Below are 15,018 nucleotides of genomic sequence, written 5' to 3'. Positions count from 1 at the left end.
AGAATGGGGGCCGGTAGGCCTTGTAGTGCCGGGCAGCGCCCGGCAACGGGCATTACCGGGAAAGGCCACAGCGGGGCGGTGCCCCGCTCTACATGGGGAATGGGCGCGGGTGGGCCCTGTAGTGCCGGGCAACGCCCGGCAGCGGGCATCTTCGGGAAGGCCCAGCGGGGCGGTGCCCCGCTCTACATGGGGAATTGGGGGCGGGTAGGCCCTGTAGTGCCGGGCAACGCCCGGCAGCTCGCATCTTCGGGAAGGCCCAGCGGGGCGTTGCCCCGCTCTACAGGGCAATGGGGGAAGGCCACAGCGGGGCGGTGCCCCGCTCTACTGGGGCGACTGGATCTACGCGGAGCGTGATGGGCTGCGCCTATTTCGGCAGGCAGGATGCCGCAACATCGTTATCCGGATAACATGCGGTGGTCGCCGGCCCGGGGAGGGCTGGCTGGGGAGCGAACATGTCTGTCACCCGTAGTGCCATCAAGAAAGAGCCGGTTGTCCGCAGCACCAGCCAGATGCTGCCGTTTGTCTGGGAGGGAACCGACAAGCGCGGCATCAAAATGAAGGGCGAACAGCCCGCCAAGAATGCCAATATGCTGCGCGCCGAACTGCGCAAGCAGGGCATCACCCCCAGCGTGGTCAAACCCAAGCCAAAGCCGTTGTTCGGTGCAACGGGCAGTGCGGTCACAGCCAAGGAGATCGCCTTCTTCAGCCGCCAGATGGCGACGATGATGAAATCCGGCGTGCCAATCGTTGGCTCGCTGGAAATCATCGGCGAAGGCCACAAGAACCCCCGCATGCGCAAGTTGGTGGGTCAGATCCGTGCCGATATCGAGGGCGGCTCCTCGCTGTACGAGGCGATCAGTAGGCACCCGGTGCAGTTCGACGAGCTGTACCGCAACCTGGTCAAGGCCGGTGAAGGCGCCGGTGTGCTGGAAACCGTGCTCGACACGATTGCCACCTACAAGGAAAACATCGAAGGCCTGAAGGGCAAGATCAAGAAGGCGCTGTTCTATCCAGCAATGGTAATGGTCGTAGCAGTACTGGTGAGCGCGATCCTCCTGGTCTGGGTAGTTCCGCAATTTGAGGACGTCTTCAACGGTTTCGGCGCAGAACTGCCTGCTTTTACACAGCTGATCGTGGCTGCATCCCGCTTTATGGTCTCTTATTGGTGGATGCTGTTATTGGTAACGATAGGGGCCATCGCCGGCTTCATCTTCGCCTACAAGCGCTCACCGGCCATGCAGCATACGATGGACAAGCTGATCCTGAAGGTGCCGGTAATCGGCCAGATCATGCACAACAGCTCGATCGCCCGCTTCGCCCGCACCACCGCAGTCACCTTCAAAGCCGGCGTGCCGCTGGTGGAGGCCTTGGGAATCGTGGCCGGTGCCACCGGCAACAGCGTCTACGAAAAAGCCGTGCTGCGCATGCGCGATGACGTGTCGGTCGGCTATCCGGTCAACATGGCGATGAAGCAGGTGAATTTGTTTCCACACATGGTGATCCAGATGACCGCGATCGGCGAAGAGGCCGGTGCACTGGATGCGATGCTGTTCAAGGTGGCCGAGTACTACGAGCAGGAAGTGAACAACGCCGTGGATGCGCTGAGCAGCCTGCTGGAACCGATGATCATGGTGTTCATCGGCACCATCGTCGGCGGCATGGTCATCGGCATGTACCTGCCGATCTTCAAACTCGGCGCAGTGGTCGGATAAGTAATCAATGGCATTTCTGGACCAGAACCCCGGCCTGGGCTACCCCCTCGCCGCCGGGTTGGGGCTGCTGATCGGCAGCTTCCTCAACGTGGTGATCCTGCGCCTGCCCAGGCGCATGGAGTGGCAGTGGAAGCGTGATGCCCACGAAGTTCTTGAGCAGCCGGAAATCTACGAACCGCCGCCGCCGGGGATCGTGGTGGAGCCGTCGCACTGCCCGCACTGCAAACACAGGCTGTCGTGGTACGAGAACATCCCGCTGCTCAGCTGGCTGATCCAGCGCGGCAAGTGCCGGCATTGCAGCGCGCCGATTTCCATCCAGTACCCGCTGGTGGAAGCACTGACCGCGCTGCTGGTGGTGGCCAGCGTGTGGCAGTTCGGTTTCGGCTGGCAGGGCTTTGGCGCCATCGTGCTGAGCTGCTTCCTGGTCGCGTTGTCGGGCATCGACCTGCGCACCCAGCTGCTGCCCGACCAGCTCACCCTGCCGCTGATGTGGCTGGGCCTGATCGGCAGCATGGACAACCTGTACATGCCGGCCAAGCCGGCCCTGATCGGCGCGGCGGTGGGCTACCTGTCGCTGTGGACGGTGTGGTGGCTGTTCAAGCAGATCACCGGCAAGGAAGGCATGGGCCACGGCGATTTCAAACTGCTGGCGGCGCTGGGCGCGTGGTGCGGGTTGAAGGGCATCTTGCCGATCATCCTGCTGTCCTCGCTGGTGGGCGCGATCATTGGCTCGATCTGGCTGTATTCGCGCGGCCGCGACAAGGCCACGCCGATTCCGTTTGGCCCGTACCTGGCCATCGCCGGGTGGCTGGTCTTCATGTGGGGCGACCAGATGATCGGCGCCTACATGCGGGTGGCCGGGCTGGCCTGATCCACCCGGAGATGTAGAGCGGAGCAACGCCCCGCGGTGGCCTTTCCCGGTGAGCCAGCTGCTGATGAGGTTGCCGAGCGTTGCTCGGCACTACTGGGCTGGTCGAGTTCCCGGGAAATACCCGCCGCATAGACCTGTCGCGGAGCAGCGCTTCACCGGGGCCCTTCTTGCAATCTCGCCGGCGAGTGGTGCCCGGTACTCCTGCCGACCACAATCAGTAAGCGCTGTCCGCCCTAGAATGCGCCCATGAGCAATTTCATCATCGGCCTGACCGGCGGCATCGCGTCCGGCAAAAGCGAGGTCAGCCGTCGCTTTGAAGCACTGGGCATTGTGGTGGCCGACGCCGACGTGGCCGCGCGCGAGGTGGTGGCGCCGGGCAGCCCGGCACTTGCCGCCATCGCCGCGCATTTCGGCAGGGACATCCTGCACCCCGACGGCAGCCTGGACCGCGCACGCCTGCGGCAGATCGTGTTCGCCTGCGATGAATCGCGGCGGTCACTGGAGGCCATCACCCACCCCGCCATCCGCGCGCGGCTGCGTGAGCAGTGCGAATCGGCGCAGAGCCCGTATGCGATTGCGGCAATCCCGCTGCTGACCGAAGCCGGCGGCCGGGCTCACTATCCGTGGCTGGCCCGCATCCTCGTGGTTGATGCACCCGAGTCGTTGCAGCATGCCCGAGTGATGCAACGCGACGACATTGACGCGGAACTGGCCCAGCGCATGATCGCAGCCCAGGCCAGCCGCGAGGCTCGGCTGGCACTGGCGGACGATGTAATCGTCAACGATGGCCAGCCGGACCATTTGCAGGCCCATGTGGAGCAGCTGGATCTTCGCTACCGCGAGCTGGCCGCCACACACCCGCGTAGCGCGGCGCCGCTGTAGAGCCGACCCGCGGTCGGCTGCTGTTCGATCCGGCGCCGGCGATTTCGGGCCGCCGGCTTCGGGGGCGGCTGCCGGGCGTTGCCCGGCACTACATTTGACGGATTGTTGCGGGCTGGGCGCACGTCGCCTGGCCTGGCACCTGCGGCGTGCGGGCAATTCCACCTGTAGAGCCGACCCGCGGTCGGCTGTTGTTCGATCCGGCGCCGGCGATTTCGGGCCACCGGCGTCGGAGACGGCTGCCGGGCGCTGCCCGGCACTACAGTTGACGGGTTGTTGCGGGCTGGGCGCAGGTCGCCTGGCCTGGTACCTGCGGCTGCCGGCAATTCCACCTGTAGAGCCGACCCGCGGTCGGCTGTTGTTCGATCCGGCGCCGGCGATTTCGGGCCACCGGCGTCGGAGACGGCTGCCGGGCGCTGCCCGGCACTACAGTTGACGGGTTGTTGCGGGCTGGGCGCAGGTCGCCTGGCCTGGTACCTGCGGCTGCTGGCAATTCCACCTGTAGAGCCGACCCACGGTCGGCGGTTGTTCGATCCGGCGCCGGCGATTTCGGGCCGCCGGCTTCGGGACGGCTGCCGGGCGTTGCCCGGCACTACATTTGACGGGTTGTTGCGGGTCCACCTGTAGAGCCGACCAACGGTCGGCTGTTTTTCTACGGCAGGGCGCCTGGCCTGGCACCTGCGGCGTGCGGGCAATTCCACCTGTAGAGCCGACCCTCGGTCGGCGGCTGTTCGATCCGGCGCCGGCGATGTCGGGCCGCCGGCTTCGGGACGGCTGGCGGGCGTGGCCCGGCACTACATTTGACGGGTTGTTGCGGGTCCACCTGTAGAGCCGACCAACGGTCGGCTGTTGTTCTACGGCAGGTCGCCTGGCCTGGCACCTGCGGCGTGCCGGCAATTCCACCTGTAGAGCCGACCCGCGGTCGGCTGTTGTTCGATCCGGCGCCGGTGACTTCGGGCCGCCGGCTTCGGAGACGGCTGCCGGGCGTTGCCCGGCACTACATTTGACGGGGTGTTGCGGGTCCACCTGTAGAGCCGACCCGCGGACGGCGGCTGTTCGATCCGGCGCCGGCGATTTCGGGCCGCCGGCTTCGGGACGGCTGCCGGGCGTGGCCCGGCACTACATTTGACGGGTTGTTGCGGGTCCACCTGTGGAGCCGACCACCGGTCGGCTGTTGTTCTCCGGCAGGTCGCCTGGCCTGGCACCTGCGGCGTGCCGGCAATTCCCCCTGTAGAGCCGACCCGCGGTCGGCTGTTGTTCGATCCGGCGCCGGTGACTTCGGGCCGCCGGCTTCGGAGACGGCTGCCGGGCGTTGCCCGGCACTACATTTGACGGGTTGTTGCGGGTCCACCTGTAGAGCCGACCAACGGTCGGCTGTTGTTCTACGGCCGGTCGCCTGGCCTGGCACCGGCGGCGTGCCGGCAATTCCACCTGTAGAGCCCACCCGCGGTCGGCGGGTGTTCGATCCGGCGCCGGGGACTTCGGGGCGCCGGCGGCGGTGACGGCTGGCGGGCGTTGCCCGGCCCTACATTTGACGGGTTGTTGCGGGTCCACCTGTAGAGCCGACCCGCGGTCGGCGGCTGTTCGATCCGGCGCCGGCGATTTCGGGCCGCCGGCGTCGGGGACGGCTGCCGGGCGTTGCCCGGCACTACAGGCTCATCATTGATTTCGGGTGGCCGGGCGCTGCCCGGCTCTACCGGTGCTCCTTGGCTGCCCGGGGCCCGTTAGCCGCAGGCGCCAGATCACTTTCGGGAATGCTGGACCGGCTTACTGCGGTGCCGCCGGGGAGAACTTCAACGTCGCCACCACGCCCTGCTCGGCGCCGGGCCGCACGCTGACCTGCCAGCCATACAGGTCGCACAGACGGCTGACGATGGACAGCCCGATGCCACCGCCTTGCGAATGGCCGGCGTGGGTGCCGCGATAGCCGCGCTGGAACAGGCTGGCCGCATCTTCCGCGCTCAGCCCCGGGCCGGTATCAATCACCTCGATCGCGTTCTGCAGCACCCGCACCCGCACCTGGCCGCTCTGCGAATACTTCACTGCATTACCTACCAGATTGCCCAGCGCCACCGACAAGGCGGCCTCGGGCGCATCGATCACCAGGTCACGTTCGCCTTCCAGCACCAGCTCCAGCGGCTTGCCGCCCAGCTGCGCGCGATGGGAATCCAGCAGCTGCTCGGCCACCCGCGCCACATTGCTGCTGCCCTGCCCACGCTCGTTGCGCGACAGCAACAACAGCGAACCGATCAGATCGGTGCATTGCTGCTCCGCACGTTGGATGCGCTGCAGCCGCTGCAGCATTTTCTCGTCCAGCCCGGGGCGCGCCAGCAGCAGCTCGGTGGCGCCGCGGATCACCGCCAACGGGGTGCGCAGCTCATGGCTGACGTCGGCGTTGAACTCGCGGTCGCGCTGCACCACGTGGGTCAGGCGTGTCGAGTAGTCGTCCAGCGCCTCGGCCAACTGCCCCACCTCATCGTCCGGGAAGCGCGGCGCCAACGGCTCGGGATCGCCACTGCCGCCACGATAGGCGCGCAGCCGCGCGGCCAGGTCCGACACCGGCCGCATCACCCGCGAGGCCGACCACCAGCCCAGCACCAGCGACAGGCCGCTGAACACCAGTACCGCGACCAGCAGCGCGCGTTTGAGCTGGGTCTCGCCGCGAATGCTCTCGGTGGTGTCATAGGCAAGGAAGAACCACTCCTCGGGGGTCTTGCGCACCGCCAGTTTGTAGGCGAACGGCTTGCCCGCGTCATCCACGCCACTGATGGTGTGGATGCCATCGGGCAGTTCGTACCACTCCGGCTGCTCCAACCGCAGCGTCTCGAACTTGTCCGCCTTTACCAGCCGCGCCCGCATCTGCTGCACCGGCAGGTCGGGGTTGCGCTGCGGATCGGAGTAATAGCGCCGCGCGTACTCGTCGATGTTGCGGTTCATCACATCTTCGACCAGCTGGTTCTCCACGCGTGCGCGCGCCCAGTTGGTGGCGAACGCGAACAGCGTGGTCAGGCAAAAACCCAGCAGGACGAAGGAGAGGATGATGCGGCTGCGCAACCGGCGCCGGTAGCGACCGCGACGCCGGACCTCCTTGGGCAGTGCGGCTTCAGGCATCGGGTGCGGCGATGCGATAGCCGATACCGTGCCGGGTCTGGATCATCGGCACATCGAACGGTTTGTCGACCATGGCGCGCAGGCCGTGGATATGCACCCGCAGCGAATCCGAATCGGGCAGTTCCTCGCCCCATACGCGGGTCTCCAGCTCCTGCCGCGTGACCACCGCCGGCGACGCTTCCATCAGTGCCTGCAGGATCTTCAACGCGGTCGGATTGAGTTGCAGCAACTTGCCCTGGCGCCGCACTTCCAGCGTATCCAGGTTGTATTCCAGATCGCCGGTTTCCAGCACCCGCGTGTGCACGCCCTTGCCACGCCGCGACAACGCGTTCAGGCGCACTTCCACTTCCTGCAGCGCGAACGGCTTGATCAGATAGTCGTCGGCGCCGGAGTCGAACCCGGCCAGCTTGTTGTCCAGCGAATCGCGCGCGGTCAGCATCAACACCGGCGTCTGCTTGCGCGCATCGTTGCGCAGCTTGCGGCAGACCTCGATGCCATCCATGCCGGGCAGGTTGAGGTCGAGCACGATGGCATCGAACTCGTGCACCACCGCCAGATGCAGGCCGGTGACGCCGTCAGCGGCGAAATCCACGGTATGGCCACGCTCCTCGAGGTAATCCCCGAGGTTGGCCGCAATGTCGCTGTTGTCTTCGATTACTAGAATGCGCACTTTGACCTCTATGTTTTGTCGGAGCGACCCGTGGCTTGCGCGGTCGCGATATCAGCCCTGGCCCGGCAGGCGAAGTCGCTGGACTGCCGCCAGACAACGGGTCCTGCGCGGTTGCAATCGATTGTCGCCCAATGCCGGCATATTAGACGGCTATCTTCACGCATCCATGTCAAAAGTGCGTTCACCTCTTCTTGATCGAGGTGAAAATCCTGCGCGTCGTTACTGCTGCATCTCCCGGACCGCCGTTTGCACTAAGCGGCCCTGCCCGCCGGCACCGCGCTTTTGGCTCCGGCGTGCGCCAGGCCCCCACACCCAACCCGACTGCCTGGAGCCTGCAGATCGGCCCCCCGGCGCACGCTTCAACGCGCGCCGGGCTGCCGGTGCTCCAACAGAAAGCCGGCAGCGGGAAAATCAGCGCCTTCCCACGCCTGCAGCATCCTGCCGGGCAGCCACACGCCGAAAGTCGCGTCCCGGATGCTTATCGCGCACCTACCGGCTCCTGACTGGTGCGCTGGTTGCGCAGAATTTCAACGCCGTTTTCCCGCGCTTCGCGGCGCTCGGCCACGGTCTGGCAGACGTTCTGCGGCAGGTTGCTTCCCACCACCCGCTCGCGGCGGCAGATCAGGCGGCTGTCGGCCTGCGCCTGGGTGAGCAGGGTATTGACCAGCTCCTGATCGTTGAACACCTGCACCTTGTCGCTTTCACCCAAGCTCGCGGCCACGCCGTTTTCGCCCAGCTTCTGGCCCATGCGCGCAAGCGCGGCCATCACCGTGCTGCGGTCCTGCGGGCTGATCTCGCTGTAGACCTTGCCTGCGGCCAATGCGGCTTCGATGCTCTGGCGCTGCTCACCGAAAGGAGCTTTCGCATCCAGCTGCGCAGATTTCCCCTGCGCCATGCACGTCGCGGAAAACCCGAATAACACCAGAAATGCGGCCTTGCGATACATGTCGGAATTCCCTTTTTGGGTGGCTTTGCAATGTAACGGCGTGGCCGCCGCCTCCGCAAGCCCGCTGAATGCGCAACTCCCGCCCCAAAAACAAGGCCCAGACGAATTGCCTGGGCCCAAGAAAATCCATCCCGATTGCCGTTGCCGCTGAGCAGAGCGACGCATCCGAGACTACGGGCGCGCCAATTAAAGGGCCGTTAAAAAAACGTATCGACAAAGAAGGTGGCGGATGCCGATGCCACCGGGGCAATCAGGCTTTTTTCAGCGCCGCAACGTGGTCGATGATGCGCCCGGCCACGTCCACCCCACACACGCTTTCCACCCCTTCCAGCCCCGGCGTGGAGTTCACTTCCAGCACCAGCGGACCGCGGGCGGAGCGGATCAGGTCCACACCGGCCACGCCCAGCCCCAACGCCTTGGCCGAGCGCACGGCAACCGCCTGTTCGGCGCGGCTGGCCAGCACCTGCTGGGCACTGCCGCCGGCGTGCAGGTTGGAACGGAAATCCCCTTCCGCGGCCTGCCGGCGCATGCTCGCCACCACCTGGTCACCGACCACCAGACAGCGCAGGTCCGCGCCCTCGGCCTCGGCGATGAATTCCTGCACCAGGAAGTTGGCATAGAGACCGCGCAGGGCTTCGACGATGCCGCGCGAGGCGCTGGATTTTTCGGTGAGGATCACGCCGCGGCCCTGGGTGCCTTCGTTCAACTTCACCACGTGCGGCGGCGGCCCCAGCATCGACAGCAGATCATGGGTGTCGTCCGGGTTGTCGCCGAACACGGTCACCGGCATGTCGATGCCCTTGGCCGCCAACAGCTGGTGCGCCCGCAGCTTGTCGCGGGCACGCAGGATGGCATCGGACGAATTGGGCGTGCGCGTGCCCATCATCTCGAACTGGCGCAGCACCGCGGTGCCGTAACGGGTGATCGAGGCACCGATGCGCGGGATCACCGCGTCATAGCCGGTCAGCGGCTTGCTCTTGTAATGCATGCTGAAATCGCCGGCGGTGATGCGCATATAGCAGCGCAGCGGGTCGAGCACGCGCACGCTGTGTCCACGCTCGCGCCCGGCCTCGACCAGACGTCGGGTCGAATACAGCTGGCTGTTGCGGGAGAGGATGGCGAGTTTCATCGCGGTACCGGCCGGGAAGCAGGCCGGACACATCTTGCCCGGGCCAGGCGGAACGCCTCAGGGCCGTTGCCGTACCTGGAAGATGGAGCGGGCGAAGGGAATCGAACCCTCGTCAGTAGCTTGGGAAGCTACAGCTCTACCATTGAGCTACGCCCGCGCGGCGAAGGGAAGTCTATGCGGCCGGGGCGCAAAAGCGCAACGGGTGGAAGCGTATTTGCAGCGTGATGCGAAGCCCGGGAGCTGTTTAGCTGGGCGGGCGCGGAGTACAGCGGGGCGTTGCCCCGCCCTACATGGGATTGCGATTGCGGAGCCGCCGGAGGGTATCCGGCGGCGACGCGGTGCCCGGCGGCGGCTTAGAAGCTGCCGCTGAAGCTGGCGAATACACTGGTATCGCGCGCGCTCTTCTGCGCGGCGGTGGTGCTCAGGCCAACGTTGCTGTGCAGGCCCCACAGACTCAGGCGCGCGCCCACTACCGCGGTGGCGTAGTTGCGGTCGAACGCCAGTCCCGGCACCTTGTACATGCCCACGTCCGGCATGGTCTGCAACCAGGCACTGGCCTGCTGGCCATCCTCGAACTCGTGGTCGTAGGTCACCTGCACGTACGGTTGGACGCTGCCGCCGTCAAAACGCGCCTGCCAGCCGATACGGCCGACGGTGGAATCGGCCTTCTGGTCGGCATACCCCAACGCCGAGGCACTGGGGTTGCTCTCGGTGTAGCCATCGAGCTTGACCTTCTGCCAGATCACCGCCGCTACCGGCCCGGTGCGGAAACCGCCTTGCTGGCCGAACTCGTAACCAACATTCACCGCGGCGGTCACATTGCTGCCCTTCGGCGAGCCGCGGTGCACGCGCTCGGCCGGGCCGAGCTGCAGTTTGCGGGTGACGTCGTAATCGAGCCAGCTGTAGCTGAGCTGCGCGTTGACCCACGCCTGTTCGCCATACCAGCCTGCGAACACACCTGCGGTGGTGTCGGACTGGGTGAAATCGCCCTTGCGGTGGCCGAAATCGGCGTCCATGCGGCCATAGCCGGCGAAGCCGCCCAGCATCATGCCGTCACGCGCCCAGTCGATACCGAACAGACCCGCCGGCGCCATGCCGTCGTACAGGTCGGCATGCGCATAGCGCTGCATGTCGCCGCGCACGTTGCCCCACCAGCTCATGCCATCGGCCGGACGGCCCTGGGCATGGAAACCGACCTGGTCGGCACGCGCGCGGCCCACGGTCTGCGCCGAATGGGTGAGGATCTGCTGCAGCCGCGGCGCCTCCAGAATCGACAGCGCGTATTGGCCCAGCATTTCATGGGCGGCGCTGCTGGGATGCACCCCGTCGGCGAACACATAGGTATGCGCCGCGTTGGGGGTGACGTAACTGGTGGGATTGCAGGTCAACGAGGAAGCGGTGATCTGCGGCTGGCAGGCGGTGCCGGTGACATTGGTGAAGCCGTACATGCCCGGATTGGCGACCAGTTCCTGCAGCACATGGAAGGTATCCAGCGGAATCACCTGCAGGCCGGCGGTCTTCAGGCCCCCGAACAGCGCGTCGTTGTAGGCCTGGGCCAGCGCGGTGCCCTGCGCCATCGCCACCGGGCCCTGCACGCGCGTGCCCGGGGTCAGGCCGATGTCGGGCAGGTTCGGCACCATGATGTATTGCGCGCCGGCCGCCTTGAGGGTGCCGACGATGCCGACCTGGGCCGTCACCGCCGCACCGATGGTGGCCTGGGCGGGAGCGCCAGCGGAGACCGCGAACAGGTCATTGGCGCCGCCCCACACCGTGTACAGCGCGTTGGGGTCGGCCTTGCCACCATTGGCGGCCAGGTAGGCGGCAGCCTGCGACTTCAGCGACGGCACCGGCGGCAATGCCGGATTGAGCGGATTGGGCACGTCCACGCCGACGCGGGCACCACCGGCGGCATAGTCGTCACCCTTCTGGCCGTTGCCGTTGGGCAGCGAATTGGTGCCGTAGTAATCGGCTACGTACTGCGCCCAGACCCAGCCCGGGTTGGTGGTGAACTGGCCGGTGGCCGACTGTACCGCCGGCGGCAGCAGCGGCCGGAAATACCCGGAATCGGTCAGGCTGTCGCCGAAGAACACGGTCCGGGTGTAAGGCGACTGCGCCAGCGCCGGCGTGGCGGCCAGGGCGATGGCCAGCGCGATCGTGGTACGGACCGGAAGTGCGGGAAATTTCATTGCGGGCTCCTGCAAGATAGGGAATGAAACGGCACGTACGCTGCCGCACGGTGTGATGGTTTCACTGCTCCGCAAGACACTCACGCTGCGCCGCCGCATGATCGCCGGAAAGCTTCCCGGTGATGCAGGAATGGGCCCTGCATCTCCAGGTGAACGGCGGCGCGCGCCAGCTCCGCGACCACCTTACCCGCGCCCCGCGGGCGGGCGATGAAGGCCTGGCGCAGCGCCGGGTTGCCGGTGAGGTCAACGCTGACATCGTGCCGCACAGCCAGCATGGCCAACGGCTCCTGGCCGAGGGCGACGCGGTGGAAATCGTGCACGCGCCGGGTGGCGGGTGAATGATGCGTCACCGCACGTGTGCGGCCGCCCCACGCTGGGCTGCGCGAAACCCAGACCCCGTCCTGTCGGCCCGGCAAGGCTGCACCGGCACCCCCTGGTTCCACGCACAGCGCTTCCTGCGCGGCGCGGGTGGCCGCCCGCCCGGACAGCGGCCGGCGCGATGGGTGATAATTTCATGATGAACGTACATGCCCCCACCGCTTCGCTGGTCATCGCCGGCAAGACTTATCCGTCCCGGCTGCTGACCGGCAACCCGGTGCTGATGGCCGGGCGCATTGCGCGCAGGCATTGCGCCGGCGCGTCTTCGCCGCTGGAAGGGCGGCCGGGCTGATGACCAATCCCTTTGAAAGCGCCGGTTCCAAGGCACCGCCCAAACCCTTCACCGTCACCGAAGGCCGCCGCGAGGTGCGCAGCTTCGTGCTGCGCCAGGGCCGCTTCACCCCGGCCCAGCAGCGCGCGTTCGATGAGCGCTGGCCGCGTTTCGGCCTGGATTTCAGCGGCGAAACCCGCGATCTCGACGCGACCTTCGGCCGCACCGCGCCCAAGGTGCTGGAGATCGGCTTCGGCAATGGCGCCGCGCTGCGCTACGCCGCCCGGTTCGATCCATCCCGCGACTACATCGGCATCGAAGTGCACGCCCCCGGCGTGGGCCGGCTGCTCAACGCGCTGGCCGATGACAACGCCGACCACGTGCGCCTGTACCACCACGACGCGGTGGAAGTGCTGGAAAAGGAAGTCGCCGATGGTGCACTGGACGAAATACGCATCTATTTTCCCGATCCATGGCACAAGAAACGCCACAACAAGCGTCGCCTGATCCAGCCGGCCTTTGCCGGACTGCTGGTGCGCAAACTGCGCAGCGGCGGCCGCCTGCATTGCGCCACCGACTGGGAGGACTACGCCGAACAGATGTGGGACGTGCTCGATGCCACCGAAGGGCTGGTCAACCGCGCCGGCCCGCGTGGCCAGGTGCCGCGACCGGACTGGCGGCCACAGACCCATTTCGAGACCCGCGGCCAGAAGCTCGGCCATGGCGTCTGGGATCTGCTGTACGACCGGGCCTGACCGGCCACTGACAGGAACGTCGCCCCCATGGAAACCACGCTGACGCTGACTACCGATATGAAGCTCGTGCTCGGGTTGGTCGGTTTCACGATGGCGATGTTCCTGTTCGAACGCATCCGCGCCGACGTGGTGGCGCTGGTGGTGCTGGTGGTGCTGGGCATTACCGGCCTGATCGCGCCGGAGGAGATCTTCGGCGGCTTCTCCGGCAACGCGGTGATGAGCATCATCGCCACCACCATCCTGGGCGCCGGGCTGGACCGCACCGGCGCGCTGAACCGGCTGGCGGCGTGGCTGCTGCGGCGCTCGCACGGCAAGGAACAGCGGCTGCTGATGATGACCAGCGCCATTGCCGGGCTGAACTCCTCCTTCATGCAGAACCCGTCGGTGATGGCGCTGTACCTGCCGGTCGCCTCGCGCCTGGCCTCGCGTACCGGGCTGACCCTGCAACGGCTGCTGCTGCCGATTTCCTCGGCCATCGTGATGGGCGGCGCGCTGACCATGGTCGGCAACTCGCCGCTGATCCTGCTCAACGACCTGCTGGCCTCGGCCAACAACAACCTGCCCTCGGGCATGGCCACGATCGAGCCGTTGCGGATGTTCGCGCCGCTGCCGATCGGCGTGGCGCTGGTGCTGGCCTCGGTGCTGTATTTCCGTTTCCACGGCGACCGCGTGCTCGCCCGCGAAGAAACCGAGCTCAACGGCGGCACCACCCCGGCACGCACCGACAGCTATTTCGCCAAGACCTACGGCATCGAAGGCGATGTGTTCGAGCTGCTGGTCACCGCCGAAAGCCCGCTGGTGGGCATGACCGTGGGCGAGGCGGAAACCCTGTACAACGCGCCGCTGCTGCTGGCGTTGAAGACCGGCAATGACACCCGCCTGGCGCCGCCGGCGGACATGCGCATCTGGGTCGGCAGCGTGCTGGGGGTGATGGGCGCGCGGCGGCAGGTGACCGACTTCGCGCAGAACCAGTTCCTGCGGCAATCCTCGCGCCTGCGGCATCTGGGTGACCTGTTCAACCCCAGCCGCGCCGGCATCTCCGAAGCGGTGCTGCCGCCCACCTCGCGCCTGATCGGCAAGAGCGCCGGCGAATTGCGCCTGCGCAAGGAGCGCGGTATCAGCCTGCTGGCGATCAACCGCGACAAGCAGGTGATCCGCGAGGACGTGCGCAATGTGGTGCTGCGCGCCGGCGACATGCTGGTGTTCCACAGCATCTGGCTGGACCTGGCGCAGGCCGCCGAAAGCCGCGATTTCGTGGTCGTGACCGACTACCCAAAGGGGGAGCAGCGGCCACACAAATTCAAGATCGCGATGACCATCTTCGCCATCACCATCGTGATCGCGCTGACCTCCAGGCTGCCGGTCGCCCTGACCCTGATGACCGGCGTGGCCGGGATGCTGCTGACCGGCGTGCTGCGCATGGACGAGGCCTACGCCTCGATCAACTGGAAGACCATTTTCATGATGGCCGGGTTGATCCCGCTCGGCTGGGCGATGGACAGCTCGGGCGCGGCGGCGTGGATTGCCGGCCACAGCATCGACCGCCTGCCCAGCGGCATTCCGATCTGGGTGCTGGAGCTGGCGCTGGCGTTGCTGACCACCGCGTTCTCACTGGTGATCAGCCATGTCGGCGCGACCATCGTGATGGTGCCGATCGCGGTGAACCTGGCGCTGGCCGCGAGCGGCAATCCCACCGCCTTCGCCCTGATCGTGGCGCTGTCGGCATCCAACAACCTGATGACCGCCTCCAACCCGACCATCTCGATGATCACTGGCCCGGCCAAATACGTGCCACGCGAACTGTGGCGCGTGGGCGCGCCGTTGTCGCTGATCTATACCGTGGTGGTGGTGATCATGATCAACATCATGTTCTAGCGGGCGGCAACGGGCGCCGGCCGGTTCGGCCATGCACTGCAGTGATACGTCAGCGCCCATGGCGACAGTCGCCACCTGCGCGATCACACCCCGTCGGGCGCGGCAACCCCCCCGGTCGGGATCATGGCGCCCGCACCGCCAGCATGATCCTGCCCCGCCGGCACGGAAAACCGTGGGATGCCGGCAGCCGCGGCCGGCGCGCGCGCTCACTCGGCCAGCAGCACGCGGCCGTCGC

The 15,018-nt window shown here is 66.6% G+C and carries 12 protein-coding genes and 1 tRNA gene; 7 read left to right on the top strand and 6 right to left on the bottom strand.

The features are described from left to right. The first annotated feature begins 452 nt into the window (after positions 1 to 452). The 3 genes from QZH66_RS13745 (at position 453) to coaE (ending at position 3,465) form a co-directional block, all read left to right on the top strand. Complete coding sequence (locus tag QZH66_RS13745; RefSeq protein ID WP_305806505.1) at positions 453 to 1,712, top strand: type II secretion system F family protein; 1,260 nt, start codon at positions 453 to 455, stop codon at positions 1,710 to 1,712. 7 nt (positions 1,713 to 1,719) lie between these two features. Continuing rightward, positions 1,720 to 2,583: an A24 family peptidase gene (locus QZH66_RS13740; protein WP_305806504.1), complete on the top strand. Its 864-nt coding sequence runs from the start codon at positions 1,720 to 1,722 to the stop codon at positions 2,581 to 2,583. 246 nt (positions 2,584 to 2,829) lie between these two features. Further along, the gene (gene coaE / locus QZH66_RS13735) at positions 2,830 to 3,465 is read left to right on the top strand and encodes a dephospho-CoA kinase (RefSeq protein WP_305806503.1); all 636 of its coding nucleotides are present in this window, start codon (positions 2,830 to 2,832) and stop codon (positions 3,463 to 3,465) included. 1,764 nt (positions 3,466 to 5,229) lie between these two features. Here the strand turns inward: coaE and QZH66_RS13730 are convergent. The 6 genes from QZH66_RS13730 to QZH66_RS13705 all read right to left on the bottom strand — a co-directional run bounded on the left by QZH66_RS13730 (position 5,230) and on the right by QZH66_RS13705 (position 11,504). Continuing rightward, complete coding sequence (locus QZH66_RS13730) at positions 5,230 to 6,573, bottom strand: HAMP domain-containing sensor histidine kinase (protein WP_305806502.1); 1,344 nt, start codon at positions 6,571 to 6,573, stop codon at positions 5,230 to 5,232. Then, on the bottom strand, positions 6,566 to 7,243 hold the full coding sequence (locus QZH66_RS13725) for a response regulator transcription factor (RefSeq protein WP_305806501.1): 678 nt from the start codon (positions 7,241 to 7,243) through the stop codon (positions 6,566 to 6,568). Before QZH66_RS13725 ends, QZH66_RS13730 begins: the two co-directional genes overlap by 8 nt. Positions 7,244 to 7,721: 478 nt before the next feature. Further along, on the bottom strand, positions 7,722 to 8,309 hold the full coding sequence (locus QZH66_RS13720; RefSeq protein WP_305806500.1) for a hypothetical protein: 588 nt from the start codon (positions 8,307 to 8,309) through the stop codon (positions 7,722 to 7,724). A gap of 130 nt (positions 8,310 to 8,439) precedes the next feature. Then, on the bottom strand, positions 8,440 to 9,318 hold the full coding sequence (gene rimK, locus QZH66_RS13715; RefSeq protein WP_305806499.1) for a 30S ribosomal protein S6--L-glutamate ligase: 879 nt from the start codon (positions 9,316 to 9,318) through the stop codon (positions 8,440 to 8,442). A gap of 83 nt (positions 9,319 to 9,401) precedes the next feature. Next, a tRNA-Gly gene (locus QZH66_RS13710) sits at positions 9,402 to 9,475 on the bottom strand. A 196-nt stretch (positions 9,476 to 9,671) separates the two neighbouring features. Further along, the gene (locus QZH66_RS13705; RefSeq protein ID WP_305806498.1) at positions 9,672 to 11,504 is read right to left on the bottom strand and encodes an autotransporter domain-containing protein; all 1,833 of its coding nucleotides are present in this window, start codon (positions 11,502 to 11,504) and stop codon (positions 9,672 to 9,674) included. Positions 11,505 to 11,641: 137 nt separating this feature from the next. Between QZH66_RS13705 and thiS the strand changes: the two genes are divergently transcribed. From thiS to QZH66_RS13685, 4 genes are all read left to right on the top strand, one after another. Continuing rightward, positions 11,642 to 11,842, top strand: coding sequence for a sulfur carrier protein ThiS (thiS, locus tag QZH66_RS13700; RefSeq protein ID WP_305806506.1), 201 nt, complete (start codon positions 11,642 to 11,644; stop codon positions 11,840 to 11,842). 179 nt (positions 11,843 to 12,021) lie between these two features. Continuing rightward, entirely contained in the window at positions 12,022 to 12,174 is a 153-nt protein-coding gene (locus tag QZH66_RS13695) for a hypothetical protein (RefSeq protein WP_305806497.1), read from the top strand. After that, positions 12,174 to 12,908: a tRNA (guanosine(46)-N7)-methyltransferase TrmB gene (gene trmB / locus QZH66_RS13690; protein ID WP_305806496.1), complete on the top strand. Its 735-nt coding sequence runs from the start codon at positions 12,174 to 12,176 to the stop codon at positions 12,906 to 12,908. Before QZH66_RS13695 ends, trmB begins: the two co-directional genes overlap by 1 nt. Before the next feature lie 27 nt (positions 12,909 to 12,935). Then, positions 12,936 to 14,783, top strand: coding sequence for an SLC13 family permease (locus QZH66_RS13685; RefSeq protein ID WP_305806495.1), 1,848 nt, complete (start codon positions 12,936 to 12,938; stop codon positions 14,781 to 14,783). The last annotated feature ends 235 nt before the right edge of the window (positions 14,784 to 15,018 follow it).

Origin of the sequence: Stenotrophomonas sp. YIM B06876 (assembly GCF_030711595.1) — a bacterium.
GTDB lineage: Bacteria > Pseudomonadota > Gammaproteobacteria > Xanthomonadales > Xanthomonadaceae > Stenotrophomonas.
Note: the sequence above shows the minus strand (reverse complement) of the source record. Positions and strands in the feature narration are given on the sequence as shown.